This window comes from Peribacillus sp. NPDC097264, assembly GCF_050277925.1.
GTDB lineage: Bacteria > Bacillota > Bacilli > Bacillales > DSM-1321 > Peribacillus.
Genome location: NZ_JBNNSR010000010.1, coordinates 103,527 through 120,990, shown reverse-complemented (window position 1 = coordinate 120,990; position 17,464 = coordinate 103,527). Strand labels below are relative to the sequence as shown.

The following is a 17,464-nucleotide window of genomic DNA, read 5'->3' as shown; positions in this document are numbered from 1 at the left end:
CTATGATTATTTGGTATTAGTAAATCCACCATCAATGCGAATAACTTCTCCATTGATATATTCTGCTTTAGACGTTAATAGGAAGGTTACAAGTTCCGCAACCTCTTCCGGAGTTCCCAATCTTTTTTGAGGGATTCCCTTCGTTGCGTTCTCTTTCATGGCCGGGTTAGCTTCGTAGAAAGCCTTGACCATCGGTGTCTCAGTAGGTCCTGGTGCAATTGCATTCACACGCAGACCTTCTTTCGCGTATTCAGCCACCATGGACTTCGTTAACCCTGCAATAGCATGTTTCGTAGCGGAATATGCCACCACTGAATCCTGTCCAATCACACCCGCGCTTGAAGCTGTATTAACAATCGATCCACTGCCATTTTTCAGCATAACCTCAGCTACATAACGAACGCCATATAAAGCACCCATTAAATTGATTTGGACGATCTTTTCAATTTCTTCCACGTCCGTATCCAAGAAGTACTTACCGCTACCAGAGATCCCTGCATTGTTAAAGAAATAATCGATCTTCCCGAATTTCTCCACTGTTTGATCCACATAGTTCTTCACTTCTTCTGCTTTGGAAACATCCGTTTTGATGAAAAAAGAATCGACTCCTAATTTTTTCACCATTTCAACCGTTTCGTTCCCGCCCTTTTCATTGACGTCCACTACAACGATATTGACTCCTTCTTCAGCCATTCGAACCGCTGTAGCTTGTCCTAATCCGCTTCCTGCTCCTGTGATAATCGCTACTTTATTCTTAGTTGTCATGAAAAAACCTCCGTTGTAATGAATAAGAACCGGGTAACCGGCACTATTCTCGTATATTTCCTCTTAGGATAAAATACCCTAACTCTCTTATACTTTACCCTGTGGGTATGATTTAAAACTGTAAATTTTCGGAGGTAGAAGGTGCGGAAGTCTTGTCAAAAAAACTCATTTAATTTAAAAAACCTGACAGCATACTTGTCAGGTTGAGTGAAAATGACTACTTAGATTTCCTTAACTAATTATATTAAATCATCAATTCACATAAGTATTTTAGTCATAACAAGATCGGTTTGTTTTTCATCTCCCATGTGAAAGGAATGCGTTCCACTCTGAGTAAAGCCCATTTTTCCATAAAATTTGATGGCCCCCTCATTTTTTTCCCAAACGCCTAACCAGACTTTCTTCTTACTCTGGTCTTGCGCCAATTCTATTCCTTTATTTATAAGATGATGACCTAACCCCTGCCCTTGAAATTCCTTTCTTATATAAATCCTCTCAATTTCAAGTGACTCATCACCCTCCTTTTCTGTCTGGGCTTCATCGACATTCACCTTTAAATACCCGGCGACTTCTGTATGAACATAGATAAAAAAGAATTCTGAAGAGGGATTGGATAATTCCGTTCCTAGTTGGGTTAAATTAAACGCCTCTTCCAAATAAACCTTCATATTTTCGGGGGAATTCTGATCCTTAAAGGTCTCATTAAATGTTTCGCAGCCAATCTCTTGGAGTAGTGGCAAATCTTCAAGGGTACACTTTCGTATATGTATCGTCATTGTTATATTCCGCTCCTCTACCTATTAATAATTTCGCTTGTTTCCCTTTTTCACATATTCCCAGTCTATTTCTATATTTTTTCTCACTTTTTGCAGAAGACGAAAAAGGGTTTCTCCTTCTTCTTCGGATAATCCAGCTAATGCGACTGCATTGGAATAATCATGTTCTCTTTTTATGAAAGGATACACACTTTCGCCTTTTACAGTTGGGAAAAGCTTTTTGATCTTTTGGTTATGCGTATCCTCTCTCTTTTCAATAAAACCTTGTATCTCCAATTTCTTTATTGCACGAGCTGCCGTGGTTCGGTCTACTTTTATCATTTCTGCTAGCCGTTCTTGAATGATTCCTGGATTCTCGCATATGCGCACAAGGTACAAATACTGCCCTTTTGTAAGGTCATATTCTTTAAACTCTATATTGCTAATAGAATCCAAGGCCCTTGCTACCATTCCAATCTCCCGAAGAACTTCCTTCATATGTTCAACACCCCAATAACTCGTAATTACTTATACAAATATTAATGGATTTTTGTTGCATTTGCAACAAAAAATATTGTACGATATAACTTGAAACAGTTGAGAAAGGGACGAAGAAAAGTGAAAGTAAAAAAGATAATCGAAGAGAATGAGCTAAAACAGGCATTCCATATTAGAAGCAAGGTATTTGTTGAAGAACAGGGCGTTCCATTAGAAGATGAATTTGACGAATTTGATACACTTGATGTTCAATGTGAACACATTTTGGCTTATCACAACGAACAACCAGTTGGGACAGGAAGAATAAGAACGGTTGGTGTATTTGGTAAGCTAGAAAGAATTTGCATCCTAAAACCTTACCGTAAATTGGGTTATGGAAAACTAATCATTAAAGCACTCGAAGAAATAGCAGAAAAAAATGAAGTGTCCAAAGTGAAATTACATGGACAAAAACAGGCAGAAGGCTTTTATGAGAACCTCGGATATCGGACTTCATCCGATCTATTTATGGAAGACGGAATCCCACATATTTTAATGATGAAGGAATTATCCAGTAAATAGAGACGACCAATGCACTAAAGAAAACCTGACAAGAAAAAGACTGGTCAGGTTGATAGATGTCATATAAGTTACACTTTTATTAAGGTAATTATTGTTCACTTTCACAAGAAAAAGAATAATTAAGAGTAAGGGCAGTCATACTAACATTCGGTTGCCCCCCTTTTTCATAACACTGATCACTCGCTTCATTTATTTCTTGATTATTAAAATAAGACTTAGTGGCAACTAAAAAGATACTCATCAAAACAACTAAAGCTGCTGCACTTAGATATAACTTTGTTTTAAGTTTCAATTCTATCTACTCCTCTCATTTATTAACATGCTACATGAATGTCTCCCCTTAATTATTTCTTCTTTCTCTTGCCTTTCACAATCAAGATGACGGCCCCGATAATGAAGACAACCACAATTCCCGCCGTAGTGGCGATCGTTTTAACCTTTGGAACAATCACTTCAAACTCGACAGGCGTTTCGGTAGCTGTCGAGATATTCCAGGACAGGGTTTTACCCTTCTCCTCATCGGCATTATTTGAACCAAAGAGCTTATACGGAAGCGCTACTTCCAGTTTAAGATCCGATTGGTCCAGCTTTTGAAGAATGATGGACTGTATGAAGGTGTTGCTGGTTACATCCCCTATGTACCGACTGAGCTGGCTTTGTAAGTCAACGGATGCCTTCACATCATAAGCTGTATAAAAGAAAGAGTCCTTCTCATCCACGGAAATCTTACTCTCACCTGATCCGTCCTGGATGGAGTTCAGCGCTTCAAGAGAAGGGTAATGTTTATACACCTTGATGGCATTTTCGCCTTGTTCCAGCTTGTAATCCGTCCCCTTCAGTGCCTTTTCAATATAGGGACCGGCCAGCGCATACATATCACCGTCCATGGCTGCTTCAAGCGAGAGATCCGCACTTTTATCTTTATTTATTTCAACCCGCGCTGTGGAATCCACACATCCTGCAAGGATCAATGCCATTAAAGGAATCGCGAGCCATTTCATTCGCTTCATTCTTTTCCCCCCTGAATTCAATAAAAAGAGATCCATTCCTATTCTCTTCCTCATCTTTCCTGTTTTAATCTAACCTTATAAAATCTCATACCTTCAAGATGACCTTCCGTTTCAAATACCCCTTGTTCAATCAGCTTTTTCAGTCGACATTCAAGAAACGCATCCCCTACATACTGATCTAAATGCCCCATCACCTCACCAATGAGCCTTGCGGATAGCATAAAATCCTTAGTCTTTTGTTGTCCATGTAGCTTTGAAGCTTTCTTCATAATGAATGCCTCATAATAATCTTCAGGAACGCTCTGAATCCTTCCATTTCTCCATATTCGTAACGTTTCTTGGTTATCTGAAAGGGATTTCCACTCTTTTTCTAAATCTTCTCGATCATGGTCAGTACATAACGTTCTTTTACCCTGTTCATATATGGATTGAAGCTTTTCAGAGGGAATTTCACCTGTATGAAGTGGTGTATATTTCACTTTTTTTACTTGAAACAGTTCTTCATACTCTTCTGTCGTGTTAATAAGGCTAATATCCAGATTTTTTTCTTTTAAAAGATAAACAATCAACCTCAATCCTGTCTGTTCATGTGCATTAGAAGAAGTCCAAATGGTTAGATGACTTCCTTCAGGAATAGACTGTATTTGTTTGACCGTCTTTTCAAACTTCTGTTCATAATCGGGACATTCACCAAAATCGTCATGTATGTACGTCTTCACCCAATTAAATCTAGCTTGGATCCCCTTTTCCTCATGCAGCTGCCACACGGGCCCGATTGAAAATATGTCCCAAAAAGAGATAACCTTCTCCACTTTTTCAAGACCCATTTCCCTTAAAAAGAACCCTACACTCCCTGAAGCCGATGCACCGAAAACAATATGTATCATTTGAAAGCTCCCATCTGTTTCTTATAAAAGCCGTCTAAAACATTTAGTTTACTGAAAATAGACTATGGATTACGCTCATTCTATCATAATAATTCGCTCCTTATACAAGGCTAGACTGAAGAAAACACTATAGCTAATCGAAGATAGGGGTCTTGATACTGTATGTGAAAAAGTATAAAAAACAGGAAAAATACCTCAGAAGATTTACCTAACCTATTTGGTGGAAATAGCACAAAGCAGCGATTCTTATCGGATCGCTGCTTTGTTTATCTATCTAATTTGCATGTCTCAGCTAGTATAATCTTCTCTGAAATTCTTCAAAAAAGTTTATGCTACTTCGAATAGGAAAGTTCCTACTGTTCCTCCACCACTTCCGGATGTTCAAAGGTATCAAGCAATGCGCGCACTTCATCCGTTGATTTTGTGTTCATCAATTGATTTCTCAGTTCACTTGCCCCTCTGAATCCACGGACATAGATCTTGAAAAAGCGAGGTAGGGGCTTGAACGAACGTGGTACGATTTCTGAATATTTATCATGAAGGTCCATATGCAATCTTAAGAGACCAAGCAATTCCCTACTATTATGCTCTTTCGGCTCTTTTTCAAAGGCAAATGGATTATGGAAAATGCCGCGTCCGATCATGATTCCATCCACTCCATACTTACGAGCAAGTTCCAAGCCAGTTTCGCGATCAGGGATATCTCCATTGATCGTCAAAAGTGTATTGGGTGCCACTTCATCACGAAGTTTCTTGATCTCCGGGATTAGTTCCCAATGAGCGTCCACTTTGCTCATTTCTTTTCTTGTACGCAGATGGATGGAAAGGTTCGCAATGTCTTGTTTCAAGATATGTGTTAGCCAGTCGCGCCATTCGTCGACTTCCGTGTAGCCAAGCCTAGTCTTCACGCTTACGGGCAAGCCGCCTGCTTTTGCTGCTTGAATTAATTCTGCTGCGACTTCGGGACGACAGATCAGGCCACTCCCTTTCCCATTTCCTGCTACATTAGGTACAGGACAGCCCATATTGATATCGATCCCCTTAAACCCTTGCTCTGCCAGACCAATGCTCATTTCCCTGAAGTTTTCAGGTCTATCTCCCCATATATGGGCAACCATTGGTTGTTCATCTTCCGTAAAGGTCAATCGCCCACGCACACTTTGTCTCCCCTCAGGATGACAATAACTTTCCGAATTTGTAAACTCTGTAAAAAATACATCGGGTCTGCCTGCTTCAGCCACTACATGGCGAAACACAACATCCGTCACTTCTTCCATTGGTGCCAGTACAAAAAATGGTCGTGGTAAATCACGCCAAAAATTATCTTTCATCTTTAGATCCAAGTCCTCTCATTAAGGGTTACCAGGCTATGTGAACCAGTTTCCCACTATTTTAAAATCTTCTTTGCCTTCTAAAAGTCCAGCCATGGGCCGCCATGAAAAAGGCCCGGAATTCGGTCATGTTAGTGAACCGAAAACCGAGACTGAATGGGACATCTTTATTTATCTGGATTACTTTTTCAACGTCAATTTCGTGACCACTTCAACATGACTTGTCTGCGGGAACATATCCACAGGTTGCATGGTTTCTACGTTATATAGAGCACTCAATTCATGCAGGTCTTTTGCCAATGTGGATGGGTTACATGATACATACACAATGGTTTTTGGTTTGACCTTCAGGATTGTTTGCAATAAGGATTGGTCCAGGCCGGTTCTTGGTGGATCGACGACGAGTACGTCTGGTTTCCAGCCTTCTCTGATCCAGCGTGGCAGGATGTTTTCGGCTTTTCCTGTTTCATAGTGCATGTTGGTGCGTTTATGTTTGATGGCATTTTTCTTGGCGTCTTCGATCGATTCCTTGATGACGTCCATGCCGCGTACTTCTTTTGCATCTTCCGATAACCAAAGTCCGATTGTCCCTACGCCGCAATAAGCATCGACGACTTTTTCTGTACCTGATAGGGCTGCCGCTTTTTTCACTTCTTCATACATGCGAACCGTTTGAACCGGGTTCAATTGGAAGAACGTGCGCGCCGATAGTTCATACGATAGGTCACCCAATGTTTCGTTGATGACCTTTTCGCCAGCAAGGTGGATCGTTTTTTCGCCGAAGATCAGCGATGTGTTTTGGTTATTGACGTTTTGAACGACCGATTTCACTTCTGGCAATTGGTCACGGATTTGTTTAAGCAATTGATCTTTTTGTGGAACCTCTTCCGCTCCCGTTACTAAGACCACTTGCACTTCGCCCGTTTCAAATCCAACGCGTGTGATGATCGTACGGATGACACCTTTTCTTTTTCTCTCATTATAGATCGAGATGTTCAGGTTCTTCAGGATCTTTTTCACCGTACGGGTGATTTTATTCGTTGCCTTATGCTGCACAAGGCAGTTCGGGATATCGATCAATGTATGGGAATTCAAGCCGTAAAGCCCGGCAATCAGCTTGCCATCTTTCTGGCCGACTTGATATTGGCTTTTGTTGCGGTAGTTCCAAGGATCTTCCATGCCGATCGTTTCTTGGATATCCAATGAATCAATTGGGAAATCCGTATGGCGTTCCATCGCTTGGATGACCATATCGCGTTTTTCGACCAATTGTTGGTCATAGCTTAAATGTTGCAGCTGGCAGCCACCACATTGTTCGTAGACTGGACATGGTGCGGCAATGCGGTGCGGTGATTCTTTCCGGATTGTTTTGATTTTTGCTTCGGAAAAATTCGGCTGAACTTTTGTGATCATCGCAACGATTTCTTCTCCAGGAAGGGCACCTGGGACGAAGACGACTTTCTTTTTAAAATAGCCGACTCCCTCTCCGTTGATGCCAAGGCGTTTAATCGTTAAGGGTAAGGTTTGGTTTACTTCTAGGGTTGTATCTTGAAAGTTTGTCATTTCTTTTCACTCCGTTTTTCGATGCTTCTCCACAAATAGAGGGAAGCGTAGCTTAGATATGGGGCCCACTTCAAACTGTAGGTCTCCATTTCTTCTTGGGTCGGCTTTTGCGGTAAGCCATATAATTGTTTCAGGGCATTTTGGATGCCAATATCGGCTTTTGGGAAAAGGTTCGGTCGCCCTAAGCCAAATAGCAGGAAGTTTTCCGCCGTCCATCTGCCGATTCCGCGTATTTTTATAAGTGTATCCATAATCTCTTGATCGGATAGCTTGTCCAGCTCATCCACACCAAGGTGGCCATGGACGATTTGCTGCGATAAACCGATGACGTATTCCGCTTTTCGGCCGCTGAATTGAATCGCCCTGAGCTGTTCGACCTGAAGCTGCGCAGTCGTTTCCGGTGTCGGGTAAAACCAGGCTCCATCGATCTGGTAGCCGAATGTTTTAACGAATCGTTCCGTTAATGTATGAGCAAAAGCCAGGTTCAATTGCTGGTGAATGATGCATTTGACGATGCAACTATAATAATCGAAGTCAAGGACAATGGCCGTGCCACGGTGCTCTTCAAAAATGTCCCGTAAATCTGACTCCTGGAAGTGCTGGGAAACGGCAGCCAATGGCTCATGCCAGTGAAAAACTTTTTTTAAGCGTTGCAGCGCCTTTGGTTTGTTTTCCTCTGATTGGCCTTTGATGACGAAGACCGGGTCTTCGGTGTCACCGATTGCCTGTACGTGTATAACGGTTGGTACTTTTTCTATATATAATGGAACTTTTACCGTCCTGTTCATAAAATCAACTACTTGAAGTGGGTCTAACGATAATCGTTCGAGTACAAGATCAAAATTATAGGGTCCTTGGACCTCTACTTTTTCCGTCCACACAAGCGATCCATCCTTTTAGCAGTTTTCCAGGTATTATAGCATGTTTTCGAAAATATTACTTGTTATTGAGGATAATGGCAAAAAGCGGAACCTGATTTTCCTAGTCAGGTTCCGCCTTTCATGTTAATACAACATCCTGTTCTGCAGTTGTTTTTCTATCATTAAATCATCCAGGCTTTTGAATGTGTACCCTTTTTTCTCAAGATCCGTCAGAATCGAATCGAGTGCTTCAGCATTATCTTTTGAAACCGTATGCAACAGTAAAATCGCTCCCGGATGGATCTGTTTCATGACTTCATCATGGGCGAAAGCTGCTCCACGCTGTTCATCGACGACCCAGTCCTTGTAAGCAAGCGACCAAAAAATATGGTAGTAGCCTTCTTGTTGGGCAATTTTCATCGTCCGTTCGTTAAAAACCCCACGCGGTGGCCGCAAATAATTCATCCCTTTTTGCCCCGTCAATTTTTCCGTCGCATCCTTGACCCGAAGTAATTCGGTGCGGATGACCCCGTCTGTCACGCTCGTCATGTCTGGGTGGTTCCATGAATGGTTTCCGACAATATGGCCTTCATTCGCCATCCGGACGACAAGTTCAGGCGCCGTCTTTAAATAATGGCCGGTGACGAAAAAGGCCCCCGGTGCCTTATGTTTCTTGAGTACATCTAAGATTTGCGCCGTATAGCCATTTTCATAGCCATTATCGAATGTTAAGTAAATATCCTTTTTCGAGGTATCCCCTTTATAAATCGCTTCATATTTAGGCAGCATCTCATTGAAATTTTTACCCGCATCCGCCGGAGTTCCGTTTTTCCCTTTATTGAAGCCCCAATTATAGGACTCTGCAAAAGCCGGGCCCGCCAAAGACCAGAGTAAACAGAGAATAGCCGACATCATCGCCATCTTCTTCATTGAATCGTCCCCCAATTTCCTTTTTCTTAGTGTTTGAAACGGAAGGATTTATATGCACGATTTTGTGTGTGGCTGAATTATTCTCGTTTCTGGTTGAATAATTCTTGCTCGTGGTCGAATTATGGCTCGCCGTGGTTGAATTACCTACCCGCGTGGTCGAATTCCCGCGCCGGTGGACAGCTTCAAATGAGGTAAACGTCGATTTATCTCGGTTGACGGTCGAATTATTTCCCTGAAAGTCGAATTCCGCTTGCCCACCGTCGAATTAATCGTCTAACAGTCGAATTCCCGCTCCGTATGTATAAAATCCTCACAAAAAAAGGGCCTGTCCCAAATTGGGATAGGCCCCCGAAGTCTGTTTATCCTTTAAATAATGCCTGTGCTGCCTGCCAAATGATGGCGATGGCAAAAACAAGGACGATAACGATTCCGATAACGACTAGAAATGTTCCTAGACCGGAGAAAATCGTGCCTGCCACAGGAAGAAGAATGAACGCAAAACCTGTCAACAAGGCGATGAAGTATAGGAAGTAATTGTTCTGCATAAAATCCCCTCCTTTCCCTTCTAATATATGTTCCGTAAATTCCGTTAGTTTGTACTCCTTTCAGGTAATAATCGCCCTTTTTTTCATATACATAAGAAAAGGGGGGCGTATGTCATGCTGGAATGGTTGATTACGATGGGGTTTATCGGTTGTCTCGCGCTTGGTGCAGGAGTGTTTGTCTATTTTGTGAGAAGTGGGTTTGATTCGAGTGACATTTCACGAATCGATCCCTTTCTTGAACCTGAAGCGGAATCTGAGTCTTTTCAAGAATCTGCTTCTATAACGGAACCGGAGCTGGAATCTCCAACTGAAATAGAACCAGAGTTCAAGTCCGATGCCATTCCCAGAAAGGAAGAGTAATGAAAAAGACGCTCAGCCAAATCGGCGAGCGTCTTTTTTCTATTACTTGAATACGGGTTCTTTGAATTGAGACAGTTTGTCCAATGATGATTGTTGAACATCTTTGTGTAGGCTGTTTCCGTGTGAATCCATCGTCACGACGGCAGTGAAGCCTTCGACGTTAAGATGCCACATGGCTTCAGGAATGCCGAATTCAGTGAAGTTCACGCCTTCGACCGATTTAATGCAGTCTGCGTAGTATTGAGCCGCTCCGCCGATTGCGTTAAGGTAAACGCCGCCATGTTCACTCAGGGCTTCCAACGTTTTTGGTCCCATGCCGCCTTTCCCGATGACCGCGCGGATACCGAAACGTTTCATGATATCGCCTTGGTACGGTTCTTCACGGATACTTGTTGTCGGTCCGGCTGCTTTCACATGCCATTTGCCTTCTTCATCCTTCAGCATAACCGGTCCACAATGGTAGATGATCTGTCCATCAAGGTCGATTGGTGAAGGGTTTTCAGACAAGTGCTTATGGATGGCGTCACGGCCTGTGTACATTCTGCCGTTAATGTGGACGACGTCCCCGACTTGAAGCGCACGGATCTGCTCTTCCGTGATTGGTGCTTGAAGCGTGATTTCACGTGGTGCTTCCACGTCTGTTTCGATGGAGACGGCCACTTCTTCACGTGCTGCTTTTTCAGCTTCACGAGCAAAGTCGATTTTCTCGCCTTCTTGATACAACCATTCGTTGATTGCACCTGTTTCCGGGTTTACTTTCACACCTAAGCGGCGGAAAGCCCAACAGTTGTATGCAACAGATACGAAGAAGCTTGCAGGAATGCGATGCATGACGCCGATTTTACAGCCAAGCAATGTCGTTTCGCCGCCGAAGCCCATTGTTCCGATTCCAAGTTCATTCGCTTTTTCCATAATATACTCTTCTAGCTTGCGAAGATCTTCATTCGGGTTCACATCTTCATTGCTACGGAAAAGTTGCGCTTTAGCCAAGTCATATCCGGATGAACGGTCTCCCCCGATACCGACACCGATGAACCCGGCACTGCAGCCTTGACCTTGTGCTTGATAGACAGAATGAAGGATGCATTTACGGATCCCGTCCAAATCACGGCCCGCTTTCCCTAATCCTTCAAGCTCCATTGGTAGGCTATATTGGATATTTTTATTTTCGCAGCCGCCACCTTTCAAGATCAGGCGCACATCAATATAATCTTCTTCCCATTGATCGAATTTCATGACAGGTAGACCTTCCCCAAGGTTGTCCCCGCTGTTTTTTCCTGTCAAAGAGTCGACAGCATTTGGACGAAGCTTGCCGGCCTTTGTCGCTAAAATAAGGGCATTGCGGATTGCTTCTTTTATTTCAAGTTGGTTCACACCAACAGGAGTTTTTATTTTAAAAGTCGGTAGACCTGTATCCTGGCAAATCGGAGATACATTGTCGTCAGCCATTGTAATATTGTTCGTGATGGTCGCTAGGCTCAATGCTGAACGCGTACCTGCATTTTCACGTTGTTTCGCGCTCTTGACCGCACGACGAACATCCTTTGGAAGATTCGTTGAAGTTTCAACGATAAGACTGTACATGCTTTCTTGGAATTTCTGAATATCCAAATTTCTCTTCCCCCTCTTAATCCCCTAGATATATCACGACAAAAGTAGTCATGACTTGACACCCGTTTTATTATACATCTTCCATAATCTTTCGAAAACAAGTAATTCATTTTCCTTCATAAAAATTGGCATATAAAAAGGGACGACGATTTATCCCGTCATCCCTTTTGAGCATATTCATATTTAAAAAATCATAGTATCCTACAGGTATTATTCTTCTGAACGAGTTTTGAATTGTTGCACTTTATCTTCAAGATCATCTAGCATGCCGATTAGACGGTCGATGTCTTCCAGGTCTGTACTCTCGGGTTCGATATGGTCCAGAACCTCCACGAACATCGTTAGGCGTTCCTTAAGATAGGATAATTGGTCGTTTTTATCTGTAATGGATTTTCCCATGAGGCACTCTCCTTCTGTTCTTCCTTCCATCGTAACGAAAAATGCTCCAAAGTGCAATGGTAAGCTATTGTCCGGGGTTCGCCATTTGACAATTTTTGTTCCCATTGTTCATAATGGGTTAGTGCATTATTACGTAAGGAGTTTTAAACATGTCTATACTGAAGCAAGATCTCTTAACACCAATTACACCCAAGTATGATCCTTGGGAAGCATATATGGACGTCGATCAATATGGAAAGCTCACTCTTACCAATGTGGAATTCACAACCACAACCCTTTGCAACATGCGTTGTGAACATTGCGCAGTCGGTTACACCCTGCAACCGAAAGATCCCGATGCTCTTCCTTTGGAATTATTGATTCAGCGCCTTGACGAAATCCCATCGCTCCGCTCGCTAAGCATAACAGGCGGCGAACCGATGCTTTCAAGAAAACAAGTGAAGAATTATGTCTTGCCTCTATTGAAATATGCGCGTAGCCGCGGCGTTCGCACCCAAATGAATTCCAACTTGACGCTTGACTTGGAAAGATATGAAGAAATCATCCCGTACCTCGATGTCCTTCACATTTCACATAACTGGGGAACGATTGATGAATTCATTGATGTCGGCTTTGCCATGATGGATCGTAAACCTACCCGTGAACAGCGGAAGAAATTATTCGATAAAATGATTGAAAATTCCCGTGCCCTTACAAAGGCCGGTGTGTTGGTTTCGGCTGAAACGATGCTGAATAAAAGCACACTGCCCCATCTTGCGCATATCCATAAACAGATTGTCGAGGAAATGGGCTGTCAGCGCCACGAAATCCATCCGATGTACCCTAGTGATTTTGCTTCGGCCCTTGAAACATTATCATTGGAAAAAATGCGCGAAGCCATTCATCATCTGCTTGATATCCGGGACGAAAATGTCTGGATGCTGTTCGGAACGCTACCATTCTATCCTTGTAATGCCCATCCAGAAGACCTTGAACTTTTAAAGCGCCTTTATAGCTCAAAAAAAGTGACAGTTCGCAATGACCCGGATGGACGATCCCGCCTGAACGTCAACATCTTCACCGGGGAGGTCATCGTGACCGACTTCGGCGATGCTCCAACATTGGGGAACATCCAAGATCAGCCACTGACTGAATCGTATGAAACATGGATGAATTCAAAACTGGCCAATGAATTGAATTGCCACTGCCCGGCGGTCAAATGCCTTGGACCTAACGTCCTTGTCAAAAATGCCTACTATCCAAAAGAGGACTTCAAAACGAGAAAATCCCTTATATAAAAAGAAACTCGCCAAACCGGCGAGTTTTAGTTTGTCGACAAAAGAGGTCCAGAATGGTTCATTACGGACCTCTTTTAAATTTGAACACTTTTCATGGTTTTTTGGCTTAAAAAGGCTGTCCATTGCCTCTTCCTTGGCCATTTCCGGTTGTCTCCAAATCCAGTTGGCCATCTTTTTCAGACGTTTAGAAAGAGAGTTGATTGGAGTGAAAGGCGTGAAGACTCCTGCGGGAATTGAGGGAAAGGTGAGACCCCGCAGGAGCGTATGCGACGAGGAGGCTCACCGCCCGCCCGCGGAAAGCGAAATGCCTGGAACGCAAATCAACACCCATTTTAGAAGATAAAAAAGAAACTCGCCAAACCGGCGAGTTTTTTTATCTTGGCTGTTGTGTAACCGTAAAGCTGAAGGATACGTGGTCCTGAACGGGTATCCATGCACCGATGCCTTGCGAGGTGATGTTTTTAATCACAATCGTGCGCTTATTCCCCCTCAAGTTCAGATACACTTCCCCATAGGTGACCTTCCCTTTTTCATTGACGGCAGATGCATAGCTGGATAAATAACCAATCCGGTTGGAAGCAATATTGTATACTTCATCCTTTTTTGTCCCGGCTCCGATGATGGTTTTAAAAGCGAGTGGCAAATTCGTCTTTTCCGTTGCTTTTAGCAGCATCATTTTCTGGACATCTTCAGCCTTTGGAATTTTCGCGGTCAAGCCCCCGGTCACTTCCTTTTGACTTTCTTGGACATAGCGGATCCGGTATGGAACCTCGCCGCCGCGATTATCATAGTAGTTCATGTTGATCTTTTGATACTCCCAATTAGGGGATGTCTCCAACGATTCATAATTCAATGCCCAATGGCCAAGGTAAATCGTCGCTCTATATCCAAAGGCAAGTGGCGCTTTCGCTATCGCTGATTCATTCAGCATATGAATGAGTTCTGGATTTTCAATTTTTATATCCGATGAATCAATCAATTGTTGGGCAAATTTGCTTGCCTGAAGCATTGGCAGATCTTGAGTCGGGTTCGGATACGTATTTTCCTTGGCGACATTTAAAACGGAAGGCGGGATATTCACCTTGTTCCGAGTTTGTTTGTCTTCCGCTCCTGCATTCGTCTGAATGAAAGCCACTACTGTAATCAATGTGATAAGAATAAGTCGTCTCATGCTGTCGTCTCCTTTAAAGGGTTCCATCTTTTGTTTATAGATTTTGTTTCTATTCAACATTCTATACATGGTGGGTGGAAGTCTATTTTGTAACATATTTGTAAAGTTCTGAATATTTACTTTTCTTTAAAGATGGAGTATACTTAACTTACCTTATAAAAAGGAGGCGAAAACGTTCATACCTAATACCATTCAGGAGGTATGCTTATCGATTCAATCTACGATGCCCTTTAAAAGGATGACAGAAAACGTATTCGCCACTACTTAAATTCACTATGCGAAAGGACGGTGTAACACTCTAGAATATTTCACAACTTTAACAGAAGTATCTTTTTACTTTAACAGAAGCATGATGAAAGATTTTGGATGAATCTATGGATTGTACTATACCTTTATAAAAATGACTCTGCTACGTCTCAATCACAGCAGAGTCATTTTTGTATGCCTTTTTATGAATAAAAGGCCTCCCGATACGGAAGACCTTCCACGTTTATAATAGATAAAACCCAATTCCCATTATGAAATAAGCGGCCAATAGGGTAAGCCCTTCAAACCAGTTCGTCTCTCCATCATTCGAAATCATGATCATCAAGAGAACAGCGGTCACCATTGAAATCAACTCTGGCAAGGTGAAGACAAGTGGCATATTCGTTGAGAACATTAACGAGATCAACACAAGAACCGGTGCGACGAACATCGCTACCTGCAAGGTCGAACCGACGGCGATCTCGACGGCAACATCCATTTTGTTTTTGTAGGCCATGATGACGGCGGATGCATGCTCAGCCGCATTTCCTACGATGGCCACGATAATGACCCCGATGAATAATTCAGTCCATCCGAAGGTTTCCCCGACTTCACTGAAGGTATGAACCAGTTTTTCCGATACGAAAGCAACTGCAACGGTGGCCAAGGCAAGAACCATGATTGCCTTTTTCTTGCTCCATTCCGGAACTTCTTCCTCATGGGGTTCTTCCCCTTCTCTTTTTTCCGCTGGTTGGTATACACCGCGGTGTGTCACCAATTTAAAGAATAGGGCAGCTAAGTATAATAAAATTAAAATAACGGAAATCCCGACACTTAACGACATCGTGCTTGTTTCGTTCATATTCTGAGAGAACACTTCAGGAATAACAAAAGCGACAACGACGGCAAAAATCAATAATCCTGCGTTATGCCTCGCATCAAATACATTGAATTTCTGACGCTTGTATTTCGTCCCACCGATAAAGAAAGATAGTCCAGCGACCAGCAATAAATTTCCTAAAACCGATCCTGTCAAAGATGCTAATACGACGCCAATCAACCCAGCCTTTAATGAGAAGATCGAAATGATCAACTCGACGGCGTTACCAAAGGTTGCGTTCAGTAAACCGCCAATCCTCGGTCCCATCACAATCGCCAGGCTTTCTGTCGCCCGGCCCATGAATCCTGCAAGCGCGATGATCGTTAAGCAATAGACGATGAACATCACGACGCTAGGCCAATGGAGAAAAGACCCAATGAACGATAGAGGCACCCCTAATACGACGAGCCCCAAAAATATTTTATCCAAGAAACTTCCCCTCACTTCTCATGTCCATTTTATTATGTAACAAAAGTAATCATACATTTCTTTATTTAAATGAAAAAGATAAATTTTTTCTAAATCCTCTTCATGTCCATATTTACCCGATTTTCTATTGCTTAATCCTCTTCTTTCCATGTAACATCAACTAGTATACATAAAATAGGAGACGAAAAATATGAATCAAAAACTGCTTATTCCTGTATTAATCTTCATGGTCGGCATATCCGGTTTCTCACAAGGTATGCTTCTTCCGATCATCGCCGTCATTTTCGAACATGATGGACTCAGCTCCTCTTTAAATGGACTGCATGCCGCTTCCCTGTATATTGGAATCCTTTTAATTTCACCTTTTATGGAAGCGCCTCTCCGTAGATTCGGTTATAAACCATTGATTTTGTTTGGTGGATTGACGGTCATTCTCTCGCTTGCCTTATTTCCGCTTTGGAAATCGTTCTGGTTTTGGTTTATATTGCGATTTTTCATTGGAATCGGCGATCATACGTTACACTTTGCGACCCAAACATGGATCACGGCCATTTCGCCCCTGGCGAAAAGGGGCAGGAATATCGCGATATACGGATTGTTTTTCAGCCTTGGCTTCATGATTGGACCGCTTATGACGAAGTTGCTTGATGTGAATCAAGCCTTGCCCTTCATCATCACTTCCATTCTTAGCCTGCTTACGTGGATGTCCGTTTTCCTGATTAAGAACGAAATTCCCGAACACGATGATACCGAAAGTACCTCTTTCCTCGATACGCTCAAGCGATTTTGGAAAGTGAGCCGGATCGCCTGGGTTGCCTTCTTACTGCCATTCACCTTTGGCGTGCTTGAAGCATCTCTTAATAGCAACTTTCCAGTCTTTGCATTGCGTTCCGGCATTAGTCTGACCGCCGTAGCGATTATCATTCCTGCTTTCTCGGCCGGTACATTGCTCACACAGATTCCCTTGGGTATGTTGAGTGATCGCTTCGGTCGGAGGAACATCTTGCTGGTCATTATTTTTTCCGGGTCCCTTATCTTTACTGCGGCTGGGCTTCTTACTCCTTTGGTCAGCGGCCTCTTCTTCTGTTTTTTGTTGGGAGGAATGATGGTAGGATCGACGTTCTCTCTTGGCATCAGCTATATGGCTGATATCCTGCCTCGCCATCTTATGCCGGCCGGAAATTTATTATGCAGCATTTTCTATAGCGTGGGCAGCATCGCCGGTCCCTACTTCGGTGGATTGGCCATCGAACACTTACCAGGCGGAAGCTTTTTCTATCTAATCAGCATCATGCTAGTGCTCATCTTCTTTGCGCTGATGTTTTTCAAAGAAAAACAGTCTGCCACCGGGATCTAATTGTTTTGTAGTATCTTGATTCCCTCTTA

20 protein-coding genes are annotated in these 17,464 nt (G+C 42.8%); 5 read left to right on the top strand and 15 right to left on the bottom strand.

Annotation, left to right across the window (positions count from 1 at the left end):
* Positions 1-6 precede the first annotated feature (6 nt).
* The 3 genes from ACQKL0_RS16620 to ACQKL0_RS16610 form a co-directional block, all read right to left on the bottom strand.
* Positions 7-765, bottom strand: a complete 759-nt coding sequence (locus tag ACQKL0_RS16620) for an SDR family NAD(P)-dependent oxidoreductase (RefSeq protein WP_427688656.1) — start codon at positions 763-765, stop codon at positions 7-9.
* A gap of 257 nt (positions 766-1,022) precedes the next feature.
* Positions 1,023-1,541, bottom strand: a complete 519-nt coding sequence (locus ACQKL0_RS16615) for a GNAT family N-acetyltransferase (protein ID WP_427688654.1) — start codon at positions 1,539-1,541, stop codon at positions 1,023-1,025.
* A 24-nt stretch (positions 1,542-1,565) separates the two neighbouring features.
* Positions 1,566-2,018, bottom strand: a complete 453-nt coding sequence (locus ACQKL0_RS16610; protein ID WP_402989068.1) for a MarR family winged helix-turn-helix transcriptional regulator — start codon at positions 2,016-2,018, stop codon at positions 1,566-1,568.
* Positions 2,019-2,138: 120 nt separating this feature from the next.
* Here ACQKL0_RS16610 and ACQKL0_RS16605 point away from each other — a divergent pair, with 120 nt between their 5' ends.
* A complete protein-coding gene (locus ACQKL0_RS16605; protein ID WP_427688652.1) occupies positions 2,139-2,579 on the top strand; it encodes a GNAT family N-acetyltransferase in 441 nt (146 codons plus the stop codon).
* An 88-nt stretch (positions 2,580-2,667) separates the two neighbouring features.
* On the opposite strand, the gene ACQKL0_RS16600 is transcribed toward ACQKL0_RS16605, so the two are convergent.
* The 8 genes from ACQKL0_RS16600 to ACQKL0_RS16565 form a co-directional block, all read right to left on the bottom strand.
* Positions 2,668-2,871, bottom strand: a complete 204-nt coding sequence (locus ACQKL0_RS16600; RefSeq protein ID WP_427688650.1) for a hypothetical protein — start codon at positions 2,869-2,871, stop codon at positions 2,668-2,670.
* 52 nt (positions 2,872-2,923) lie between these two features.
* Positions 2,924-3,589 carry a hypothetical protein gene (locus ACQKL0_RS16595; RefSeq protein ID WP_427688648.1) on the bottom strand — a complete coding sequence of 222 codons (666 nt, stop codon included), beginning with the start codon at positions 3,587-3,589 and terminating at the stop codon, positions 2,924-2,926.
* Positions 3,590-3,639: 50 nt separating this feature from the next.
* The gene (locus ACQKL0_RS16590) at positions 3,640-4,476 is read right to left on the bottom strand and encodes a DUF1835 domain-containing protein (protein ID WP_427688646.1); all 837 of its coding nucleotides are present in this window, start codon (positions 4,474-4,476) and stop codon (positions 3,640-3,642) included.
* Positions 4,477-4,829: 353 nt separating this feature from the next.
* Positions 4,830-5,807 carry a tRNA dihydrouridine synthase gene (locus ACQKL0_RS16585; protein WP_427688644.1) on the bottom strand — a complete coding sequence of 326 codons (978 nt, stop codon included), beginning with the start codon at positions 5,805-5,807 and terminating at the stop codon, positions 4,830-4,832.
* Positions 5,808-5,987: 180 nt separating this feature from the next.
* Positions 5,988-7,370, bottom strand: a complete 1,383-nt coding sequence (gene rlmD / locus ACQKL0_RS16580; protein WP_427688642.1) for a 23S rRNA (uracil(1939)-C(5))-methyltransferase RlmD — start codon at positions 7,368-7,370, stop codon at positions 5,988-5,990.
* Positions 7,367-8,251, bottom strand: coding sequence for a DNA-3-methyladenine glycosylase family protein (locus ACQKL0_RS16575; RefSeq protein WP_427688640.1), 885 nt, complete (start codon positions 8,249-8,251; stop codon positions 7,367-7,369). The genes rlmD and ACQKL0_RS16575 overlap by 4 nt, the downstream gene beginning before the upstream one ends.
* Positions 8,252-8,374: 123 nt before the next feature.
* Positions 8,375-9,151, bottom strand: coding sequence for a delta-lactam-biosynthetic de-N-acetylase (gene pdaA / locus ACQKL0_RS16570; protein ID WP_427688729.1), 777 nt, complete (start codon positions 9,149-9,151; stop codon positions 8,375-8,377).
* Positions 9,152-9,519: 368 nt separating this feature from the next.
* A complete protein-coding gene (locus ACQKL0_RS16565; RefSeq protein WP_402871756.1) occupies positions 9,520-9,705 on the bottom strand; it encodes a hypothetical protein in 186 nt (61 codons plus the stop codon).
* A 114-nt stretch (positions 9,706-9,819) separates the two neighbouring features.
* On the opposite strand from ACQKL0_RS16565, the gene ACQKL0_RS16560 reads away from it, so the two are divergent.
* Complete coding sequence (locus ACQKL0_RS16560) at positions 9,820-10,065, top strand: hypothetical protein (RefSeq protein WP_427688638.1); 246 nt, start codon at positions 9,820-9,822, stop codon at positions 10,063-10,065.
* Positions 10,066-10,107: 42 nt separating this feature from the next.
* Here the strand turns inward: ACQKL0_RS16560 and ACQKL0_RS16555 are convergent, their stop codons facing one another.
* Complete coding sequence (locus ACQKL0_RS16555) at positions 10,108-11,676, bottom strand: fumarate hydratase (RefSeq protein WP_402989112.1); 1,569 nt, start codon at positions 11,674-11,676, stop codon at positions 10,108-10,110.
* Positions 11,677-11,886: 210 nt separating this feature from the next.
* On the bottom strand, positions 11,887-12,075 hold the full coding sequence (locus ACQKL0_RS16550; RefSeq protein ID WP_402871764.1) for an SE1561 family protein: 189 nt from the start codon (positions 12,073-12,075) through the stop codon (positions 11,887-11,889).
* A gap of 155 nt (positions 12,076-12,230) precedes the next feature.
* Here ACQKL0_RS16550 and yfkAB point away from each other — a divergent pair, with 155 nt between their 5' ends.
* Both yfkAB and ACQKL0_RS16540 read left to right on the top strand, forming a co-directional pair.
* Complete coding sequence (yfkAB, locus tag ACQKL0_RS16545) at positions 12,231-13,352, top strand: radical SAM/CxCxxxxC motif protein YfkAB (RefSeq protein ID WP_402872303.1); 1,122 nt, start codon at positions 12,231-12,233, stop codon at positions 13,350-13,352.
* 31 nt (positions 13,353-13,383) lie between these two features.
* Entirely contained in the window at positions 13,384-13,695 is a 312-nt protein-coding gene (locus ACQKL0_RS16540; RefSeq protein ID WP_402989115.1) for a hypothetical protein, read from the top strand.
* A gap of 30 nt (positions 13,696-13,725) precedes the next feature.
* Here ACQKL0_RS16540 and ACQKL0_RS16535 read toward each other — a convergent pair whose 3' ends face one another.
* Both ACQKL0_RS16535 and cax read right to left on the bottom strand, forming a co-directional pair.
* Complete coding sequence (locus ACQKL0_RS16535; RefSeq protein WP_427591592.1) at positions 13,726-14,523, bottom strand: YfkD family protein; 798 nt, start codon at positions 14,521-14,523, stop codon at positions 13,726-13,728.
* A gap of 490 nt (positions 14,524-15,013) precedes the next feature.
* Positions 15,014-16,078 carry a calcium/proton exchanger gene (gene cax / locus ACQKL0_RS16530; RefSeq protein WP_402871770.1) on the bottom strand — a complete coding sequence of 355 codons (1,065 nt, stop codon included), beginning with the start codon at positions 16,076-16,078 and terminating at the stop codon, positions 15,014-15,016.
* A gap of 190 nt (positions 16,079-16,268) precedes the next feature.
* Between cax and ACQKL0_RS16525 the strand changes: the two genes are divergently transcribed.
* Entirely contained in the window at positions 16,269-17,435 is a 1,167-nt protein-coding gene (locus ACQKL0_RS16525; protein WP_402989121.1) for an MFS transporter, read from the top strand.
* Positions 17,436-17,464: the final 29 nt, after the last annotated feature.

Coding starts and splice junctions, on each gene's coding strand:
- ACQKL0_RS16620 (WP_427688656.1), bottom strand. CDS start 765: ATGACAACTAAGAATAAAGTAGCGATTATCACAGGAGCAGGAAGCGGA.
- ACQKL0_RS16615 (WP_427688654.1), bottom strand. CDS start 1,541: ATGACGATACATATACGAAAGTGTACCCTTGAAGATTTGCCACTACTC.
- ACQKL0_RS16610 (WP_402989068.1), bottom strand. CDS start 2,018: ATGAAGGAAGTTCTTCGGGAGATTGGAATGGTAGCAAGGGCCTTGGAT.
- ACQKL0_RS16595 (WP_427688648.1), bottom strand. CDS start 3,589: ATGAAGCGAATGAAATGGCTCGCGATTCCTTTAATGGCATTGATCCTT.
- ACQKL0_RS16590 (WP_427688646.1), bottom strand. CDS start 4,476: ATGATACATATTGTTTTCGGTGCATCGGCTTCAGGGAGTGTAGGGTTC.
- ACQKL0_RS16585 (WP_427688644.1), bottom strand. CDS start 5,807: ATGAAAGATAATTTTTGGCGTGATTTACCACGACCATTTTTTGTACTG.
- rlmD (WP_427688642.1), bottom strand. CDS start 7,370: ATGACAAACTTTCAAGATACAACCCTAGAAGTAAACCAAACCTTACCC.
- pdaA (WP_427688729.1), bottom strand. CDS start 9,151: ATGGCGATGATGTCGGCTATTCTCTGTTTACTCTGGTCTTTGGCGGGC.
- ACQKL0_RS16565 (WP_402871756.1), bottom strand. CDS start 9,705: ATGCAGAACAATTACTTCCTATACTTCATCGCCTTGTTGACAGGTTTT.
- ACQKL0_RS16560 (WP_427688638.1), top strand. CDS start 9,820: ATGCTGGAATGGTTGATTACGATGGGGTTTATCGGTTGTCTCGCGCTT.
- ACQKL0_RS16550 (WP_402871764.1), bottom strand. CDS start 12,075: ATGGGAAAATCCATTACAGATAAAAACGACCAATTATCCTATCTTAAG.
- ACQKL0_RS16535 (WP_427591592.1), bottom strand. CDS start 14,523: ATGAGACGACTTATTCTTATCACATTGATTACAGTAGTGGCTTTCATT.
- ACQKL0_RS16525 (WP_402989121.1), top strand. CDS start 16,269: ATGAATCAAAAACTGCTTATTCCTGTATTAATCTTCATGGTCGGCATA.